Raw genomic sequence first — 18,730 nt, forward strand, 5'->3', positions numbered from 1 at the left:
CATCCTCTTTTTCTATCATTCTTCCCCTCATTTTAACATATATACGAAAACACGTTCGCTTTAATTAAAACGAAAAAAGAGAGCAGAATCGCCCTCTTCTTAGTCTGTAAATTATAGTCCTGTCGTATCTTTCTTTTCTTGTTTAGATAGGAGAATGGCTTGTTTAAAGAGCTTTAATGAAGGCGCGTTTCCATACATCAGAACTCCTCCACGATAAACACGCGCTCCGATTACAGCAAAAAGACCGATGGCCGCAATCAGCACCCCAATGCCTAGTGCTACTTCCCAAACCGGAAGTGAAAGCATCCCTACACGCAGAAGCATAAGCATCGGAGTAAATAACGGGAAGTAAGAAGCCCCTGCAACGAATGCGGATTCTGGATTTTCTCGGCCATACATAGCAATCATAAACGCAGCTACGATTACGATTACCACTGGCGTCATAATATTGTTGACTTCTTCTACTCTGCTGATCAATGAACCAATCATCGCAAAAAGGGTAGCGTAAAGGAAGAATCCTAATATGAAGAAAATTAGAGCATAAACGATTAATGGGACCGGTATTTCATTTAGTTTAAGTTCTTCTATTATACTCTCGCTTCCACTCAATTTTCCGTTCAATTGAACAGCGGCAAACCCGGCAGCAACAAATAATGCGAGCTGAGTAAGCGCGATCAGTACGATACCGAAGATCTTTCCAAACATCTGTTTAACAGGCGAAACTGATGAGATCAAGATTTCCATAACTCTTGAAGATTTTTCTGTGGCTACTTCTACTGCGATCATACTTCCGTACATCATGACTGCCATGTACATGAAGAACAACAGAACATAGACAAGGATATATACTTGAGCTGCCTCTTCTTCACTTTTAGCAGTTTCAGACAATGATTCCTTATCAAACGAAACAGGCAGATAGATCGCTGCGAGCTGCTCCTGATTTAGTCCGATCGATTCAGCTGCTGCTTTATTCTTAATCTGCTGAAGGGCCATTTCAATATCTGTAATAAGGTCCTGATTGGTTACATCTTCTGCTTTATAGCTTCCTGTTATCATACCTGAAGCATCTTTATCAATTATGAGTAAGCCGTCTAATTCACCGTCTAACACGGATTGTTCAGCATCTTTTTCAGACTTTGTGTAGACTTCAGCTTTTAGATCAGCACCTGCTGTTTTAAACTGCTCTTGAAGCGCAGGAAGTGTGTTTCCTGTTTTATCGATAACAGCCACTTTTGACTCTTCATCCCCACCGAACATTTTTGTGATCTCGTTCATGTTCGTTACAACAAACAATAGAGCAATGGTGATCAATGTGGAGATCAAAAAAGGTTTTGACTTAATCTTTGAACGGTATGTATGCATCATGACAGTCATAAATTTACTCATGAACCACACCTACTTTCTCGATGAAGATATCATTTAGTGAAGGTTCTTCAAGTTCAAACTTTCTTACAAACCCTTTTGCCTGGATCGCCTGGAACAGATCTTGAGCTACTTCTTCACGTTCCACCTGAAGTGTAATCCCGTCTGCTGTTACACGATGTTTCAGCACACCATTCGTATCTTTTAAGTAGCTCAGATCGAAATCAGCTTTAACAGAAACGTTCTTCTTGCCGAATGAACCTTTGATCTCTTTTAAATTTCCTTGAACCACTGATTTTCCTCTATGCATGATACATAAATTCTGACAGAGTTCTTCCACGTGCTCCATCCTGTGAGAAGAGAATACAATCGTTGTTCCTTCTTTTTTCAGCTCATGAACAGCACTCTTTAGCAGTTCAACGTTTACTGGGTCGAGTCCGCTGAACGGTTCGTCAAGAATTAACAATTCAGGTCGATGAAGTACAGCCGCAATAAACTGTATTTTTTGCTGATTCCCTTTTGATAGAGATTCTACTTTTTTATTTAGATACTCTTCTGCTCCAAAACGCTTTAACCATTTTTCTGTTTGCTCTTGTATTTGAGAACGGGACATCCCACGGAGCTGGCCAAGATAGATAAGCTGTTCCCTTACTGTTAGTTTTGGATATAATCCTCTTTCTTCGGGCAGATATCCAACTAGATCACTTGTTTCGTATGAGATCTCTTTTTCATTCCACGTAATCTTTCCTTTTGTTGGTGTTAATAGACCTAGAATCATTCGGAATGTTGTGGTTTTTCCTGCTCCGTTCGCACCCAACAGACCAAAAATTTCACCTTTAGGAATTTCCAATGTTATTTCGTCTACTGCTGTAAATGAACCAAATTGTTTTCGAACTTCGTTAATGGTTAACATGAACTTCCCTCCCGTTGTAAAATATACCATATTCTGCCTTATACGTGGCTAAAATCCTTAAGTTTCATACAATTTCTTCACAAAATAGCAGGAAAAAATCGTCGAATGTTGAAATCAATTTTTAGATATGAAAGGAGTTAGACTACCATGAATACCTACGCACTTACAGCTTATGAAAAGAACGGCGAAAAAATTTTAGATGAAACGATTTCTGCATCAAACGATTCTGAAGCGAAACAACGGGGAGAGGCCCGTTTGGCTGAATTAAACATGCAAGAAAAAACGCATCGTCTGACTTCACCAAAGGGACAGTTGCTTCTTTTCCATCGCTGATGAAACTCATGGAAACGAGGGGAAAAACAGTGAGTGAAGTTATACTACGCGAAGCACGTTATGAAGACAGTTATGAACTTGCTTATCTAATGGGAGAGCTCGGATATCCGACAAAGCCAGAAGAGATGACAGAACGCTTAGAAACGTTACTTCCCAATCCGGCCTATGCTTGTTTTGTTGCAAGTGTAAGCGATCAAGTGATCGGTATGATCGGGCTCACAAAAGGAATCTATTTTGAAAAAAACGGGTGTTATGCTCGGATTTCTGCCCTTGTCGTAAGTGAAGAGTTTAGAGGAAACGGCATAGGCAAACAGCTCGTTCATTATGGAGAAGAATGGGCAAAGGAACAAGGATGTACAGCCATCCTGCTTAACAGCGGTAAACATCGAACAGACACGCATGAGTTCTATCGCAGCTTAGATTATGATGACACGGGACTGCGATTTATAAAAGTGATGCTCTAATGACGTTTATCAATAAATATACGTAGAGGAGTTGTTGATTTCCTCTCCAGGATGCTCGCTTTCCGCGGGGCGGGCGTTGAGCCTCCTCGGCGCCATGCGCCTGCGGTGTCTCACCTGTCCCACTGTTCCCGCAGGAGTCTCGCACCTTCACCACCAATCAACTCAACTTCTTTTTCAACGGATTGCTTTCACATACCTACTAAAAAGATTTTTGTTAAAAGAGCCAAAAGAAAAACCGGATGCTGGATCAAGCACCCGGTTTTTCTTATTTACATCCCGTTCGTTTTTTTGAACCCCCGTAATGTCTATGTTGTCTATTTAAGGTTAATCCACACACTCTTCACTTCTGTGTAGTTGTTTAATGCATAAGATCCCATCTCACGTCCGATACCAGATTGCTTATATCCGCCGAATGGTGAAGCAGCATCAAATGCATTATAGCAGTTCACCCAAACTGTACCGGCACGAAGTTTGCTAGATACATAGTGAGCTGTTTTTAAGTTTTCAGTCCAAAGACCCGCAGCAAGACCATACTCAGAGTCATTCGCACGAGAGATAACATCATCCAGGTCTTCAAACGGCATTGCCGCAACAACTGGTCCGAAGATCTCTTCTTTTGCGATCGTCATCTTATCATCAACATCCGCAAAGATCGTCGGCTCTACAAAGTATCCTCTATCAAATGGTGCTGTTCCTCCAGTAAGAAGTTCTGCACCTTCATCTTGTCCTTTTTGAATATAACCGAGTACGCGGTTATGCTGCTCCTCTGATACAAGAGGCCCCATAGTAGTATCCGGATCTAAACCAGGACCTTGCTTGATTTTTTTCGCATGAGAAACAAGATCTGCTACTACGTTATCAAACGATTTCTTTTGGATATACAGGCGTGATCCCGCACAGCATACCTGTCCTTGGTTGAACATGATTCCGCTTAACGCACCAGGAACGGCACGGCTCATGTCAGCGTCAGGAAGAATGATGTTTGGTGATTTACCGCCAAGCTCAAGCGTAACGCGCTTCAATGAGTTAGACGCATTGCGCATGATCAGCTTTCCTACTTCAGTCGAACCAGTAAATGCGATCTTGTCCACATTTGGATGATCAACTAATGCTGCACCAGTTTCACCTGCACCCGTTACAACGTTCAGCACACCTTCAGGGAATCCTGCTTCTTGTGCTAATTTTACAAGGTATAGTGCTGAAAGAGGTGTTTGCTCTGCCGGCTTTAACACGACTGTACATCCAGTAGCTAATGCAGCACCAAGCTTCCAAGCTGCCATCAATAATGGGAAGTTCCAAGGAATGATCTGTCCAACTACACCAAGCGCTTCATGACGCGTATAGTTGAAGAAGCTTCCTGCAACAGGAATCGTCTGTCCCACGATTTTCGTTGCCCAGCCTGCATAATAGCGGAAATGCTCGATCGCGAGCGGAACATCCGCATTCATTGTTTCACGAATCGGCTTCCCGTTATCCAATGTATCAAGCTGTGCTAATTCTTCTTTATTCTCTTCCATCAGATCTGCTAGTTTGTAAATTAAGTAGCTGCGCTTTGAAGCAGGCATCTTTGACCAATATCCTGTTTCAAATGCTTGTCTTGCCGCTTTTACCGCTTTGTCGATATCTTCTGTTCCACCTTCAGATACGACTGCCAGTACTTCTCCAGTTGAAGGGTTTAACGTTTCAAATGTTTTTCCGCTTGCTGAGCTGACCCATTCTCCATTGATAAAATGTTTTTTCGTTCCGTTCAGGAACTCGGCCACCTTTGGTTTTAATTGCAGGTCTACTGTTTTTTCCATTTGAATCCTCCCTTTACATCGTGGTTCTTACATAAATATTATTCGTCACGATAAATGAAAACCCTTTCATTTTCTACATTTGTAACAAAACTGAAACGTTTTTGACGAAATTCGAGCTGGCGTTGTCGAAGGATGACGGAATGTGTTTTCCGTGATGGAGCACATTTTTTACGTGATTACACAGGATTTTCCCTTGATTATCAGTAAAAATTCCGTGATAACCGCTGCTATTTCCGTGATCAGCCGATTTAACCACTCCTCCCCCTCCTTCCTGCACAGCAAAAAAGCCCCTCTGGACGAAAATGTCCAGAAAGGGCTCTCAATTAACCTTATTTCATCGTTTGGAAGCGCATCTGCTTACGGAAAACTTCTTTTATCATATACGGAACGCCTAGCTGATCATTCGTACGCGTGATCCACTTTGCTTTCCTCTTTACTTCATCAGGAGCATTTGCCATTGCCACACCTAAACCAGCAAACTCTATCATATCCAGATCATTATGCGAATCCCCGATTGCCACCATTTCGTTTGGAGCAATGCCGAGTTTCTCTCCCAGGAATCGCAGCGCATTACCTTTTGTTACTTTTTTCTGTGTGATCTCCAGCTGGCATTTCGTTGAAGAAGAATACTCAAAGTTTGGCATATGTTCTTTCAGATACTTGATCGCGGACTCGCATTCTTTTTCATCAAAGAACTGTACATCCATCTTTGGTGGCGCCACTTCTTGTGCCAGTATATAATCTCCCAGATTCTCAGTAAAGGATACAGGATAGAATAATGGATCACCTGTACTTAGCGTTAACTTTGCGACAAGCTGACTCTTTTGCTTTAACTGATTTCCGACCGAGAAGCGTTCATGAACAACCCGCATGTGGCACTCGTAGTTCTCTAGGATCTCTACGATTTTGTAGGTTTCCTCGACGGATAACCTCTTTTCTTGAAGTGGTTCGTCAAGAGATTGAGAAATAAAGCCTCCGTTATGACTGATCAGGTAGTTATTAATCTTTAGTGCTTTTGCAATCTTTTGTGTAGATGGAAAGCTCCTGCCCGAAGCGAGTGTGACATAGACGCCTTTTTGCTGCACATAATCAATGGCTTCTTTCGTTTCTCTATCGATACGGAAATTGCTTCGCAGTAGGGTTCCGTCGATGTCAATCGCTAGTAAACGGTATACCATGTTGCTCCCCCCATTTCGCGAAAATAAGATATAAGAACTCGAGTTAAGTTTATGACCTTGAAACATGCTTTAGAACGCTGACAAGCCTAGGAATTCTTGCTCCATATGAAAAACCCCTGCTTTGTTAGAAACAGGGGTTTAGTTGCTTTACTATTATTGTTGATGTCCTTCTTCTTCAACCATTGGTCCATAAAGCTCTTCCAAAGGCTTTGTGATTACTTTGTTTAGATCATTGATGATCATGCTCATACGTTGTTCTGCTGCCATAAGCTTTGAGATTGTCTCATTCTGCTGTACATCAGCAAATAGTTTTTGTGCTTCTTCAATCTCTTCTTGCGTTACTTCTTGTCCGCTCATTTGTTTTTGTTGAAGATTCACTTGAATATCACGGAACTTACCGAAAAGTTCTTTCGTTTCCGGGTTATTATTTACATCATCATAGCTTTTTTTCAGAGCTTGAAAGTCTTCGCTGCTGCGCAATGCTTTTTCTAGATCGTAAGCAACATCATATACGTTTGCCATCGGTAAAAAACCTCCCATGAATTAAACTACGGTACCCACTATAACAGACTCTACAAAAATAGTACAAGAATACCTTGGAATACTCCTATTATTCCGCCTAGCAGAGCTCCGAGCCACGTGATCATCTTAAGTTCGCTTTTAGCAATTGAGATAATAATTTCCTCTAATCGCTCTAATGAAAAAGTTTCTACTTGCTCTTCAACGATCTTAGCTAAATGCATCTTCTCAAGAAGTACATCCAGTCTTGCCACAAACAGATCAAGGCCTGCCGCCACTGCTTTTGGGGTTAAGTCGTCAACGATCCACCCTTCAATCATACCCGCTAAAGAGTTAACCGGTGTGTTTAAATACTCTTCAATCGGAAGTCTTGCAGTAATCTCCTTTGCCAGTCCTTCTGTGATCTCGGGCATGTCCAAAAGTCCCAGAGCTTCATCCATTCGTTTTTCCATAAAACCGCGATATTCTTGCTGAAGGAGCTGCAGCAGCGTATCACGTGTATTATCATGCTTCATAAACTTAATCAGTTCCGGCTGTACTTTTTCAGCGATACTAACATTGCCAAAGAACATGGATACCATGTTTACCAGCATTCCTTTATCCATTAAAAATGCATCGATCCCGCTTGCTAATGACTTTTTGCCCTCGCTGCTTTCCAGATAAGAGACCCCTTTATTTAATAGCCAGTCCACAACTTCGGGAAGTTTTTCCTCACCTGCTGAAACAAACTTTTCAGGCAGTACGGCTTTCATTTCCTTGCCGTTTGATTCTTCGAGCATTTTTTTCATTCTGTCGGCAAGCCATTTTTCCGTTGTCGTTAGAATACGATTTTGAACATCATCCACACCAAAATCTTTTTTTAATAACTCACTTACCGTAATGTCACTCTTTAAAAAGCGCTTAACTTCACCTTGAACGAGCTCCGTCATTTCAGAACGAAAGCTGGAATCGTTAATTTTAGCCTGAACACCTTCTGCCGTCAGCAAATGATTCGTTACCGTCTCTCCCAGCTGAACTGCTAATTGATTTCTTCTTTTCGGGATCAGACCAGGTGTAAAAGGAACTCTGTATTTACCAATATATAAAGTGTTGAATGGCCGAAATAACATTCGGATGGCAATGGAGTTCGTTAAACCTCCAATAAACGCACCGACAATCGCCATTACTGCAATTGAAATCCATACATCCATAATTGTTCTCTCCATTATTCAAGATTCTATCTACCTAGTTTACGTCATTATGAAAGCCTCAAGCAATTTGGACTTAAGGCGTACTATCCTCATAGACGGCAGGAAGCAAGTCCACATAATAGAAGCGATCCTCGTTGGTAAACATATCTTTTGCCATTCGGTTTTCTCCTAACTCGTAAGCAACAGGAAAAGAAAAGTTTGGTCCGTCAAAGACAAATGTATGGAACTCTCCGTTTTCACCACAAACATCATAATCGGCTGGGTAATCTTTTATAAATTGTTCATCCATTACTCTTCCCGTAAACGATGAATCTATTTTAGAGATATCCGAGCAGCAGACTACCGTTTTAAAGCCTTTCTTCAAAAATTCCGTTACGATTGTCGATGAGTCTTCTCCCCAAACCGGAAAGATAGGTGTAAGTCCAGTGCCTTGAAGCATTTTTTCCCGGTACGCTTTAACATCTTCTAAAAAGATATCACCGAACATCATGAACTCAATACCTTCATCTAGAATTTCATCTACCGCTTTTTTCATTCTTTGCTGATACACTTCATTCGGGCAATCTCTTGGAATCCAAACTTTTCGAAGAGGAATTCCTAACGACTTGGCTTGCAGCTCCAACAGTTCATATCGAACCCCATGCATGGTGGTACGGTCATAGTCTTCTGTTAAAGTTGTAAGAAGCGAATCAATCTCCCACTCTCCGGATGTTTGCAATCGATGGAGCGCTAAAACAGAATCTTTTCCGCCACTAAAAGAAACAACAATTCTTTTCTTCATCTTGTTCCTCCAACCCTTTATTCTTTCATTTATACAGGAGGCAATACAAACTCATAGCCTTCTAGTTTAAGTTCAGTTAATAGATCATCCAGTATTTCAACTGTTTGCCTCAGTTCATGAAGCAGAATCACTGAGCCATTCTCCACATGATTTAAGATGTTGTGAACAATATACTGGGGATTCTGCTTATGTTCCCAGTCAAGACCTGCGACCTCCCATAAAAATGGAATCACTTCTAACTCTTTTAGAACATAGAGTGTATCCCCGTTAAATTGGCCGAATGGAGGACGGAAGTACTTCATCTTTTGCCCAGTAAGCTTTTCAATGTGTATTTTATTAGAGCGAATATCATGAAACTGTTCGTCACGGCTTAGTCTCGTAAGATCACGATGACGCAAGGAGTGTCCGCCTAAGATATGGCCATCATCCAATACCCGTTTCCAGGGACGCTTTTTATGTAACAGCCTCGACTGCCAAAAGAACATCGCTTTTATATCATGCTTCTTTAATACATCTAAAATAGGGATCAAAACAGAAGACGGTCCATCATCAAAGGTAAGAATAAGGGAATTCGATGATTTTTTCTTCCAGTTTTGCAGGTTTGTCCAGATCTCTTTATTTTTCCAGTCGTACACGACCGTAGCCGAAGTTACTCAAGGACACTTTTTCATGAGTGTTTCCTCCCTTTTGGGGAAATCCGTTTAGTTAACCACATAACATTGCTATAATAATAGCAAGCTTTTCCTTGAAAGGATATGAAAAAGGATGCTCGATAAGTTAAAGAAACATTACAAGAACTCCATAACAACAGATCTTTCTAGACAGTCGGGATTTCTCTGGTTCATCACAAATGAAGGAGAACCATTTGGTGTTTCTAAATCTGCTCTTTCTGATTCAGAGATCCACCTGCTTCAGTCCATGTTTGACCTGTTTGAAAATGATACAGTTACTCAAACTTATACGTTTGCACAAACAAGATGGAAATCCATTCTTTCCGGAGACCATTCTATAAAAGAAGATCGCTTTTATCGTTTTGTTCATTTTTTCAGCAAACAGCCGATAACCGATTACGCTTCTTTTTCAGAAGCCGTGAACGGACTTTTTCCTGAGGATGCTGTTTTGATCATGAACGATGATTATAAAAGCGGGGTAATTATTGAAACATCAAAACAGGAATTTAGCGAAACTCCTTATGAAGCTTTAAAAGATATGCTCTCAACAGACTTTTATATCGATATCTCCGTTTATATTGGTTCATTCAATAATCAGTTGATTTATGCCAAAGAAACTTATAGACGTGAACGAGATCAATTTCTACAAGTGAAAAACCACCTGCTGCCAAAGTCTGTGTATACGATAGCGGATGTTCTTCCCCTGCTGCTGCTTCAATCCGCACATCCAATTGCAGAAAGTACATTAACTTCTTTATTGGCCGGATGGCCTGAGGAAGATCAAGAAACATTAAAGAGCATTAAAGTGTTTGTAGAATGCAACATGAATGTTTCGTTAGCCGCTAAAAAGCTGTATATCCACCGAAACAGTCTGCAATACCGCGTGGATAAGTTTTATGATAAAACCGGAATCGACGTTAAACAGTTTAAAAATGCCCTGACGGTTTACATGGCGATCTTGTGTTATGAAAAGAAAAAAAAGTTATAAGTACAATTCTCTTTGTGCACAATGCATAAAGAGTTTTTTTAATTTTAGGCAAGTCGTCCATTTACGATATTTCAATGAAAGCGTAAACTTGAAACTATCAAGAAAACGTTTACATCGGAAGGGGATTATATAATGGCAGGCATTAAGTTAAATAACATCGTTAAGCGATATGATAACAAAGTAACAGCTGTACATGATTTCAACCTTGATATTTCTGATAAAGAATTTATCGTATTCGTAGGTCCATCTGGCTGTGGTAAGTCCACTACTCTTCGTATGATCGCTGGCCTTGAAGAAATTTCAGAAGGTGAACTAATCATCGATGAGCGTGTTGTAAACGATGTAGCACCAAAAGACCGTGACATCGCGATGGTATTCCAAAACTATGCGTTATATCCTCACATGAACGTTTATGACAACATGGCGTTCGGATTGAAGCTTCGTAAATTCAGCAAAGAAGAAATTGATAAGCGTGTAAAAGAAGCTGCTCGTATCCTTGGTCTTGAGCAATACTTAGACCGTAAACCAAAAGCTCTTTCAGGCGGTCAGCGTCAGCGTGTTGCACTAGGTCGTGCGATCGTTCGTGACGCTAAAGTATTCTTGATGGATGAGCCGTTATCCAACCTTGATGCAAAACTTCGTGTGCAAATGCGTGCAGAGATCACTAAGCTTCACCAACGTCTGCAAACAACTACAATCTATGTAACGCATGACCAAACAGAAGCGATGACAATGGCTACGCGTATCGTTGTTATGAAAGATGGACGCATCCAGCAAGTTGGATCTCCGAAAGAAGTGTATGACACGCCTGAAAATATCTTCGTTGGCGGATTTATCGGAAGCCCGGCGATGAACTTCTTGAACGGTACACTTGAGGATGGATTCTTTAAAGTGGGCGACACGAAGATCGCTGTTCCTGGCGGCAAGATGAAAGTATTACAAGAAAAAGGCTACAACAACAAAGAAGTCGTTCTTGGCATCCGTCCTGAAGATATTCACGATGAGCCAGTGTTCTTAGAGTCTTCTTCCAATACAAAGATCGAAGCGAAAATCGATGTTGCTGAATTGATGGGTGCTGAAACATTCCTTTACTCTACATTAAGCGGGCAAGATTTCATCGCGCGTGTTGATTCTCGTACAGACATCCGCAACGGACAAAACATCTCCCTTGCGTTAGACATGAACAAAGTGCATTTCTTTGATAAAGAAACTGAAATCCGTATTCGTTAATACAAGAACATTAGAGGTCCCTCTATAACAGAGGGGCTTTTTTATTTATTTTGACGAAAACTCGATTTTATGTGATGGCAAGCTATTTTTATATGATGAAGTTCATTTTTTATGTGATGATTATAACTTTTTATGTGATTACGATCGCTTTTTATGTGATTATATATCTCTAAAAAAGAATTAAGCTTTTCCGTTCAAATTTTCCCTGTTATTTTTTTCTTTATCGGGGAAAATGTTAAATGATTGACGAAATGCAAACTGCTTTATACAATAAATTCTATAAAAATTGTCGGGTTTATCCCGATTAGGAGGACTTCATTTGAAAAAAACATTTAAATTCCTGTCAGCAATCGCCCTGTCAGCTGTTCTTTTATCCGCTTGCGGAACAACTGATGAATCAAAGGAAACAGGTTCAGATACAAAAAGCAAAGTGTTAACAATCGGTACAGAAGCTACATATCCGCCATTCTCATACCGTGATAAAAAAACGAATGAAATCACTGGCTATGACGTTGAAGTTGCGAAAGAAGTAGCAAAACGTCTAGACATGGAACCAAAATTTGTAGCAACAGAATGGAAGAACATGTTTACGTCATTGGATTCAAAACGCTTTGACCTTGTTGCGAACCAAGTAACCATTACTGATGAAAGAAAAGAAAAATATGATTTTTCAACGCCATATACAGTATCTGGAGGTCAAGTAATTGTTAATAAAGACAACACAGATATTAAAGGTATCGAAGATCTAAAAGGCAAAGTAGTTGGAACTACACAAGGAAGCAACTATGCAGCAGAAGCTGAAAAAGCTGGTGCTAAAACAAAATTCTATAAGGGTGCTGCACAGGTTTTAACAGACCTTGATGTAAACCGAGTCGATGCAGCGATGAACGATCAGCTTTTCATCCTGACAGAATTAAAGAAAACAGACTATAACGTTAAAGCCGTTGGTGAACCATTCAATGAAAACGAAATGGCATTTGCCTTCCGAAAAGATGACAAAAAACTTGTTGAAGATGTGAACAAAGCGCTTGAAGAAATGAAAAATGACGGCACTTTAAAAAAGCTCTCTGAAAAATATTTTGGAGAAGATGTAAGTGAATAATCTCTCAGAAATACTGATCAACTCCCTCCCCTATTTATTGGAGGGAGCTGTTTTTACTATTGTTATCAGCGTTGTTTCGATCCTAGGAGCGCTTGTTTTCGGATTGGTCGTTGCGTTATGCAGAATGTCTTCTAATAAATTTTTGTCGGGGATCGCTAAGGGGTATATTTCTTTCTTCAGAGGAACGCCATTATTAATTCAATTATTAATTCTATACAACGGTTTTACTTTTATTTATGTACCTGAAGGGTGGCAGGCGGCACTTGCCGGACTCATTCTTCATTTTAGCGCTTATATTGCAGAATCCTATCGTGGTGCCATTCAATCTATTGAAAAGGGCCAATGGGAAGCAGCCTTTTCCTTAGGAATGAACAGATATCAAACCTATAAAGAAGTCATTCTTCCACAAGCTTGGAGAATATCCATTCCTTCTGTATGGAACCAACTCATTGATATTATTAAAGCTTCATCGTTAGCTTCTGTCATCACCGTTCCTGAACTCACGTTGATGGCCGATCAGATCAGTGCATCACAGCTGATCGTACTGCCCGTCTTAGTTGAAGCAGCAATCATCTACTGGATCTTGACATCTTTACTCGACGGCTTACGTGTATTACTTGAAAGACGCATAAGAATAAGCCAATAGACTTCATGTCTCTGATGGATATGAAGTCTTTTTTTATCCCCATTCTCCAATAAAGAAAAGCACCTCTTGCTGACAAGAATCGCAATAAAAGACATGCGGGCATTGACTATCTTTAAAATCTGTCGGATAGCCATCTTCAAGCTTAAGTTCATCTACTTCCATATACGGGCTGTAATCATCAAAATAATCGCTTACTTTTCCTTGATCTGTAATTGCTCTTCCGCATTCTGGACAACGGACATTTATCGTTTTAAAGTTATTGCATAACGGACACATTGCCATATCATCAGCTCCTGGTTTCATCCTTAAAAAAGGAGTGGATTCCTCCACCCCTTTAACAGCTTTTGTTTTGATTTAGCGATTGCTATTATTGCCATTGCTTAATTGCTGCTGTGCCATCGCTACTAAACGTTTCGTCATTTCCCCACCGACCGAGCCATTGGCACGTGCAGTGGTATCAGGGCCTAGTGTAACACCGAACTCAGAAGCAATCTCATTTTTCATTTGATCTATTGCCTGCTGCGCTCCTGGGACAACTAATTTGTTTCTTCTTGCCATGTGTTTCACCCCCTTATACCTATTTTGTATCTCTCGGCAAACTGTATACAGGGTGAATCCTGGCAATTTATAGAGTGTTTCCCACTCGGAATATTTTTAAGTTATTTTAAAAATAATGGACCAATGGTTTATACTGAATAATAGTAAAAAGATAAAACGGAAGAAAAAAGAAGTTGGTGAAATTATGTCAAACGAGTACGCGGTAGAAATGTTCAGAAAAACGATCCCTCTGTTTCAAGCCCTCGGAGATCCTGTCAGACAAGATCTTGTACTCCTCTTAGCTGAAACAGATAAAATGAACGTTACCGACATTGCCAGCCAGTCTCCAATGTCCCGTCCAACAGTTTCTCATCACCTTAAAATTTTGCGGGAAGCAGGAATTGTTGGAACTGAAAAAAAGGGGAAAGAAATTTTTTATTTCTTAACGCTCGATCATACCGTCGAACAGCTTAAACAATTGATCAACATCATTGAAGAAGAATGTATTCTTTAAATAATAAAAAGCGACTCAGCATGGGCTGAACCGCTTTATTTTTTTCTTAACTGTTTTATGCCTGAACGCATAAGTGCTGCTAACTGTTTCTTATTGGAGAAGTAAGCTTTGATCAGCGTTCTAATTTTCCCATATTTATTTTCGTATGGATACCAATTGATCTCTCGCTGTTTAATTCCGGGGTCCTTCATTACGGACATCTGACGGCTAAAGATATAAAGCCCATCATCTCCATGATACCTTCCTGTACCGCTGCTTTTTACACCGCCAAAAGGCAGATGAGGGTTGGCTACAGAAACCAAGACATCGTTAATCACGGCACTTCCTGTTATAAGTTTGGATGTTACTCGATCAGCTTTAGTGCTGTCTTTCGTCCAAACACTTGCATTCAGACCAAAATCTGTAGAGTTCGCTTTTTGAATTGCTTCTTCCTCGGTTGTAAATGCGATGACCGGCATTACAGGGCCAAATGTTTCTTCAGTAACAATCTTCATATCTTCAGTGACATTCGTTAGGATCATGGGTTCAATATACATGCTTTCTCCCCAATCATCAGGGTGGCTGCCGGTAAGCAATAAAGCTCCTTTATCTAATGCATCCTTCACATGATCTTTAATGATATCTTTTTGATGGCTGAAGGTTAAAGAACCAAGATCCTCCCCCATCTTTAATTTCTTTGTTTCTTCAACAAGCCTATCAATAAATTCACCATGTATAGAACTTTGGACATACACTCGTTCGATCGACATACATACTTGCCCGGCATTTGTGAAAGCACCCCAAACAGCACCATGTACCGCTCTTTTTAGGGATGCATCTTCAAATACAATCATGGGGTCTTTACCGCCAAGTTCCAGCGTGTATGGTATAAAACGTTTGCTCGCTTCAACTCCAATCTTGCGCCCCGTTTCAACTGATCCAGTAAAAAAGATACTATCAGGAGTACCTGAAACAAGTGCCTTCCCCAGTTCTTTCCCTCCGTGTGCCACTTGAAGTACATTCTTTGGAAGATTGATTTCTCTCGCGATTTTTTCAATCAGCAGCCCTATCGTCGGCGTTACTTCAGATGGTTTTAAAATAACCGAGTTTCCAGCGATTAAAGCAGAAATCACAGGAATCATAGAAAGCTGAAAGGGGTAGTTCCATGGTGAGATAACTAAAACGGTTCCTAAAGGAAAATAATCCATATAAGAAGATTTCCCTACAAAAAGCAACGGTGTTGAAACACGTTTGCGTTTTAATATTCTTGGTGCGCGCTTTTCATAATACTGTATGATGTCAATTACAGGCATTAGATCCGCAGTCAATGCCTCCGTCTTTACTTTTCCCGTCGCAGCACAAATTTCATCGACGATTTCATCCATATTATCAAGAAGGTGATGCTTGATTTTTGTTATAAACGAAAGTCGAGTTTCTAACGAACGATTAGACCAATACTGAAATGCCGCAGATGCTTTATCATACATATCGGGTACCTGCTGCGCTTCCGTTTCGAGCCATTGATCAATGGTTTCACCCGTTGCAGGATGTTTTGCAACTAATACATTTTTCATTTGGCGCACATCCTTTATCTAAAGATTCATACATCTTTTATCATACCTTTTTTTGTAAATTTGTTGTTTATATATTTTTAAAGATGTGTTATCATGTTGATGTTCTTAAACATATAAACATGAAATAAGAAGGGATTGTTCTCTTATGAATAATAATAAAACTGTTCTTGTTACCGGTGCTTCAAGCGGTATAGGCTTAGAATTTGCTAAGCTGTTCGCAAAAGACGGTTATCATATAGTGCTCACAGCAAGAGATGAGCAAAAGCTTAACGAGATTGCTCATCAGTTAAAAGCTCAGTATAGTGTTGATGTCACGATACTCGCAAGGGATTTAAGTCTTTCAGATGCGGCTGAAGAATTGACTGCAGAAATAATGGCAAAAGGCATTGAGATTGATATCTTAATTAACAATGCTGGTTTTGCAGCTTATGGACCGTTCATCGAAACATCATGGAAAGAAGAAAAAGATATGATCCAAGTAAACATTACGGCTCTAACCACTCTCACTAAGCAGCTTCTGCCTGACATGATCAAGCGTAACCGCGGCAAGATCCTAAACGTTGCCTCGACCGCCGCTTTTCAGCCTGGTCCATTAATGGCTGTATATTACGCTACAAAGGCTTATGTCCTATCTTTTTCGGAAGCAATCGATTATGAGCTTCGCAACACGAATGTCAGTGTCACAGCTCTTTGCCCTGGAGCTACAGCAACTAATTTTGAGAAACGAGCTAGTCTTGAGTCATCACGATTGTTCCAATCTGGTGCAATGGATGCACATGAAGTAGCACTATCCGGATACACTGCCCTTATAAAAGATAAAGCTCTAGTCATTCCCGGAATTAAAAATAGAATCCTTGCCAGCATCGTTCGTTTCTTGCCTCGAAAAACAGTGTTGAAAGTTGTACATTATGTACAGGATAAAAAATAAAAGTAACACAGAGGGAACAGCACTTATATAAGGCGGTTCCTATTTTTTATAGCTCCACAAACGTTTCGTATGAACTAATTATTTTATTACTTGATATAAAAAATACCAGAGTGTAATATTACACCTAAAGAGAATATATATAAGTAATCTGTTTTTCATGAGTTCTACATATACATGAAATGAGGTGGGATATAATGAATAAACAATGGATGAGAAGCGAAGGACAAAAGTGGGTTGAAGACAAGATCATCACGAATGATCAGTTAGAGTTAATCGTTGAACGGTATCCTGAAACGAAGGATAGTCGAAAGGTTACAGGAATTCTGCCTGTTTTAGCCAGTATTTTAATCGGACTTGGCATCTTATCTTTCATCGCTTCTAACTGGGGTGAAATACCGCCACTTGCCAGACTGTCTCTTCTTATGGTAGTTATGCTAGCGTTTTATGCAGGTGGTGAGCGTTACTTAAAGACAGGAAATGAAACATTTGGAACATCACTTAACCTTCTTGGCATCATTAGTTTTGGAGCCAGCATTATTTTGTTAGGTCAAACCTTTCATCTGAATGCAGTTGATGCCCGTTTGTTTGTTTTCTGGAGTTTACCTGCTGTTTATTTCTTGTTCAGAGATAGACAGAAGCTCTATTACTTCTTGCTTGCTGTATTAACGCTAGGTGGCCAATTATACAGCTTAAACGAATTTCAAAGCTTTAGTTATCTTTTGTTTACCATCTTTTTGATCAGCTCAGGAAGCTTTGTATTCCTTTATCCCCGTTCTCTAGAGTCTTGGCTTTTCACGATCGGACTGAGCCTTCAAGCAATGATGTTCATTATTGCAGAAGATATAAATTTTCTCTGGTTCTTCCTTTTTGGCTTTGCGCTGTTTACAGCAGGATTATGGTCCCTTAAACAAGTATTTAAACAGCCGTTTAATCGTCTGGGTACACTCATAGGTTTTGGTTTTGCATACGGATTGTATTTCTTGCTAACAAATGAATTTTCCTCAGATTTTGAACTACCAAATCCTTATGCATTTCTTTCTGTCTGGATTGTCATTTTAGCACTTTCAATCATAAAAAAACGGAAGGATAGTCTGTATTTACATGCATGGGATTTGTTAATATTCATACCTTTATTCTATTTAGAAAATATAGCAGTTCCTTTATTTGTTGGAATCGTCTATCTCATTGTTATGTTTATCTACTCTGGGTCTAAGCTCGCTGAAGGGTACCGAAATGAAAATCCCTCACAGATTAACTTTGGGATTGTACTCTTCCTGCTTGTTTGTTTAATGGGCTACTTTAATCTAGCCTGGGCATTTATGCCGAAATCTTTGTTCTTCTTAATCGGCGGAATTCTGTTATTTATCTTAAATGCTTTTCTGCAGCGTAAGAAAAAGCAAGTCTTGAAGAACGGAGGGCCGCATCATGCTTAAAAAAAGAGGCTGGGTTATAGCTGCCCTACTACAAGTTTTGTTTCTCGTTTTTATTGCCGGAAGTTACTATAGTATTGATTACTTTGGTAAAGAGATCAAAATTAAAACGATACCCGTCGACCCGAGAGATATCTTGTATGGGGACTATGTCACGCTGCGATTTGAGATTAGTACAGTTCCTCTCGCTCTTTATAAAGGAGATCCTTCTGCACTTGATCAAGGACAGAAAAAAGCCTATGTTGTGCTAGAAGAAAATAACGATGGCTATTTTGTTGTAAAAGAAGTGTCTCCAGATAAACCTGATCTTACAGACGACGAGGTTGTATTAACGGCAAAAGCCCAGAAAATCTGGGGTGAGACATCTGACCAGATCCAATTAACTTATGGATTAGAGCGCTATTATGTCGAGGAAAATACCGGTAAAGAACTGGAAATGCAGGCAAGTGATATGGACGTTATCGTTAGTGTTGCACCATGGGGAGCTCATAAGATTGTTGAACTTAATCCTTAAAATGGACCTCTTTTAATAGAGGTCTTTTTTTCTGCGGTTTAAGTTTAGGAATTACGGGAAAATTGATAGTGAGGTGAA

At 40.0% G+C, this 18,730-nt stretch carries 21 protein-coding genes; 10 read left to right on the plus strand and 11 right to left on the minus strand.

The window, feature by feature from the left end; all coding sequences use genetic code 11:
• Positions 1 to 111: 111 nt before the first annotated feature.
• Entirely contained in the window at positions 112 to 1,386 is a 1,275-nt protein-coding gene (locus IEV52_RS17645; protein ID WP_188403779.1) for an ABC transporter permease, read from the minus strand.
• Positions 1,379 to 2,275: an ABC transporter ATP-binding protein gene (locus IEV52_RS17650; protein ID WP_188403780.1), complete on the minus strand. Its 897-nt coding sequence runs from the start codon at positions 2,273 to 2,275 to the stop codon at positions 1,379 to 1,381. The genes IEV52_RS17645 and IEV52_RS17650 overlap by 8 nt, the downstream gene beginning before the upstream one ends.
• Before the next feature lie 147 nt (positions 2,276 to 2,422).
• Here IEV52_RS17650 and IEV52_RS17655 point away from each other — a divergent pair, with 147 nt between their 5' ends.
• Together IEV52_RS17655 and IEV52_RS17660 are read left to right on the plus strand one after the other, a co-directional pair.
• Positions 2,423 to 2,608 (plus strand): YhzD family protein, encoded by a 186-nt coding sequence (locus IEV52_RS17655; RefSeq protein WP_188403781.1) that lies wholly within the window; start codon positions 2,423 to 2,425, stop codon positions 2,606 to 2,608.
• A gap of 29 nt (positions 2,609 to 2,637) precedes the next feature.
• A complete protein-coding gene (locus tag IEV52_RS17660) occupies positions 2,638 to 3,072 on the plus strand; it encodes a GNAT family N-acetyltransferase (RefSeq protein ID WP_229754335.1) in 435 nt (144 codons plus the stop codon).
• A 314-nt stretch (positions 3,073 to 3,386) separates the two neighbouring features.
• Here the strand turns inward: IEV52_RS17660 and IEV52_RS17665 are convergent, their stop codons facing one another.
• The 6 genes from IEV52_RS17665 to IEV52_RS17690 all read right to left on the minus strand — a co-directional run bounded on the left by IEV52_RS17665 (position 3,387) and on the right by IEV52_RS17690 (position 9,174).
• Positions 3,387 to 4,871 carry an aldehyde dehydrogenase family protein gene (locus IEV52_RS17665; RefSeq protein ID WP_188403782.1) on the minus strand — a complete coding sequence of 495 codons (1,485 nt, stop codon included), beginning with the start codon at positions 4,869 to 4,871 and terminating at the stop codon, positions 3,387 to 3,389.
• Between the two features lie 329 nt (positions 4,872 to 5,200).
• Positions 5,201 to 6,049 (minus strand): Cof-type HAD-IIB family hydrolase, encoded by an 849-nt coding sequence (locus tag IEV52_RS17670; RefSeq protein WP_188403783.1) that lies wholly within the window; start codon positions 6,047 to 6,049, stop codon positions 5,201 to 5,203.
• A 153-nt stretch (positions 6,050 to 6,202) separates the two neighbouring features.
• The gene (locus tag IEV52_RS17675) at positions 6,203 to 6,571 is read right to left on the minus strand and encodes a YlbF/YmcA family competence regulator (RefSeq protein WP_188403784.1); all 369 of its coding nucleotides are present in this window, start codon (positions 6,569 to 6,571) and stop codon (positions 6,203 to 6,205) included.
• A 50-nt stretch (positions 6,572 to 6,621) separates the two neighbouring features.
• The gene (locus tag IEV52_RS17680) at positions 6,622 to 7,758 is read right to left on the minus strand and encodes a DUF445 domain-containing protein (protein ID WP_188403785.1); all 1,137 of its coding nucleotides are present in this window, start codon (positions 7,756 to 7,758) and stop codon (positions 6,622 to 6,624) included.
• Between the two features lie 73 nt (positions 7,759 to 7,831).
• Positions 7,832 to 8,539: an adenine nucleotide alpha hydrolase gene (locus IEV52_RS17685; protein ID WP_188403786.1), complete on the minus strand. Its 708-nt coding sequence runs from the start codon at positions 8,537 to 8,539 to the stop codon at positions 7,832 to 7,834.
• A 29-nt stretch (positions 8,540 to 8,568) separates the two neighbouring features.
• Complete coding sequence (locus tag IEV52_RS17690) at positions 8,569 to 9,174, minus strand: polysaccharide deacetylase family protein (RefSeq protein ID WP_229754336.1); 606 nt, start codon at positions 9,172 to 9,174, stop codon at positions 8,569 to 8,571.
• A gap of 130 nt (positions 9,175 to 9,304) precedes the next feature.
• Here IEV52_RS17690 and IEV52_RS17695 point away from each other — a divergent pair, with 130 nt between their 5' ends.
• From IEV52_RS17695 to IEV52_RS17710, 4 genes are all read left to right on the plus strand, one after another.
• The gene (locus IEV52_RS17695) at positions 9,305 to 10,198 is read left to right on the plus strand and encodes a PucR family transcriptional regulator (protein WP_188403787.1); all 894 of its coding nucleotides are present in this window, start codon (positions 9,305 to 9,307) and stop codon (positions 10,196 to 10,198) included.
• A 132-nt stretch (positions 10,199 to 10,330) separates the two neighbouring features.
• Positions 10,331 to 11,428: an ABC transporter ATP-binding protein gene (locus tag IEV52_RS17700; RefSeq protein ID WP_188403788.1), complete on the plus strand. Its 1,098-nt coding sequence runs from the start codon at positions 10,331 to 10,333 to the stop codon at positions 11,426 to 11,428.
• Positions 11,429 to 11,747: 319 nt separating this feature from the next.
• Positions 11,748 to 12,530 (plus strand): transporter substrate-binding domain-containing protein, encoded by a 783-nt coding sequence (locus IEV52_RS17705; protein ID WP_188403789.1) that lies wholly within the window; start codon positions 11,748 to 11,750, stop codon positions 12,528 to 12,530.
• Complete coding sequence (locus IEV52_RS17710; protein ID WP_188403790.1) at positions 12,523 to 13,176, plus strand: amino acid ABC transporter permease; 654 nt, start codon at positions 12,523 to 12,525, stop codon at positions 13,174 to 13,176. Before IEV52_RS17705 ends, IEV52_RS17710 begins: the two co-directional genes overlap by 8 nt.
• 33 nt (positions 13,177 to 13,209) lie before the next feature.
• Here the strand turns inward: IEV52_RS17710 and IEV52_RS17715 are convergent, their stop codons facing one another.
• Positions 13,210 to 13,479 (minus strand): hypothetical protein, encoded by a 270-nt coding sequence (locus tag IEV52_RS17715; RefSeq protein WP_373869429.1) that lies wholly within the window; start codon positions 13,477 to 13,479, stop codon positions 13,210 to 13,212.
• A 51-nt stretch (positions 13,480 to 13,530) separates the two neighbouring features.
• The gene (locus IEV52_RS17720) at positions 13,531 to 13,734 is read right to left on the minus strand and encodes an alpha/beta-type small acid-soluble spore protein (RefSeq protein ID WP_188403791.1); all 204 of its coding nucleotides are present in this window, start codon (positions 13,732 to 13,734) and stop codon (positions 13,531 to 13,533) included.
• Between the two features lie 184 nt (positions 13,735 to 13,918).
• Between IEV52_RS17720 and IEV52_RS17725 the strand changes: the two genes are divergently transcribed.
• The gene (locus IEV52_RS17725; protein ID WP_188403792.1) at positions 13,919 to 14,227 is read left to right on the plus strand and encodes an ArsR/SmtB family transcription factor; all 309 of its coding nucleotides are present in this window, start codon (positions 13,919 to 13,921) and stop codon (positions 14,225 to 14,227) included.
• Positions 14,228 to 14,262: 35 nt separating this feature from the next.
• On the opposite strand, the gene IEV52_RS17730 is transcribed toward IEV52_RS17725, so the two are convergent.
• The gene (locus IEV52_RS17730) at positions 14,263 to 15,780 is read right to left on the minus strand and encodes an aldehyde dehydrogenase family protein (protein WP_188403793.1); all 1,518 of its coding nucleotides are present in this window, start codon (positions 15,778 to 15,780) and stop codon (positions 14,263 to 14,265) included.
• Positions 15,781 to 15,925: 145 nt separating this feature from the next.
• Here IEV52_RS17730 and IEV52_RS17735 point away from each other — a divergent pair, with 145 nt between their 5' ends.
• The 3 genes from IEV52_RS17735 (at position 15,926) to IEV52_RS17745 (ending at position 18,652) form a co-directional block, all read left to right on the plus strand.
• Complete coding sequence (locus tag IEV52_RS17735; protein ID WP_188403794.1) at positions 15,926 to 16,708, plus strand: SDR family NAD(P)-dependent oxidoreductase; 783 nt, start codon at positions 15,926 to 15,928, stop codon at positions 16,706 to 16,708.
• A 194-nt stretch (positions 16,709 to 16,902) separates the two neighbouring features.
• Entirely contained in the window at positions 16,903 to 18,141 is a 1,239-nt protein-coding gene (locus IEV52_RS17740; RefSeq protein WP_188403795.1) for a DUF2157 domain-containing protein, read from the plus strand.
• On the plus strand, positions 18,134 to 18,652 hold the full coding sequence (locus IEV52_RS17745; RefSeq protein WP_188403796.1) for a GDYXXLXY domain-containing protein: 519 nt from the start codon (positions 18,134 to 18,136) through the stop codon (positions 18,650 to 18,652). Before IEV52_RS17740 ends, IEV52_RS17745 begins: the two co-directional genes overlap by 8 nt.
• Positions 18,653 to 18,730: the final 78 nt, after the last annotated feature.

Source organism: Fictibacillus barbaricus, assembly GCF_014635025.1.
GTDB lineage: Bacteria > Bacillota > Bacilli > Bacillales > Fictibacillaceae > Fictibacillus > Fictibacillus barbaricus.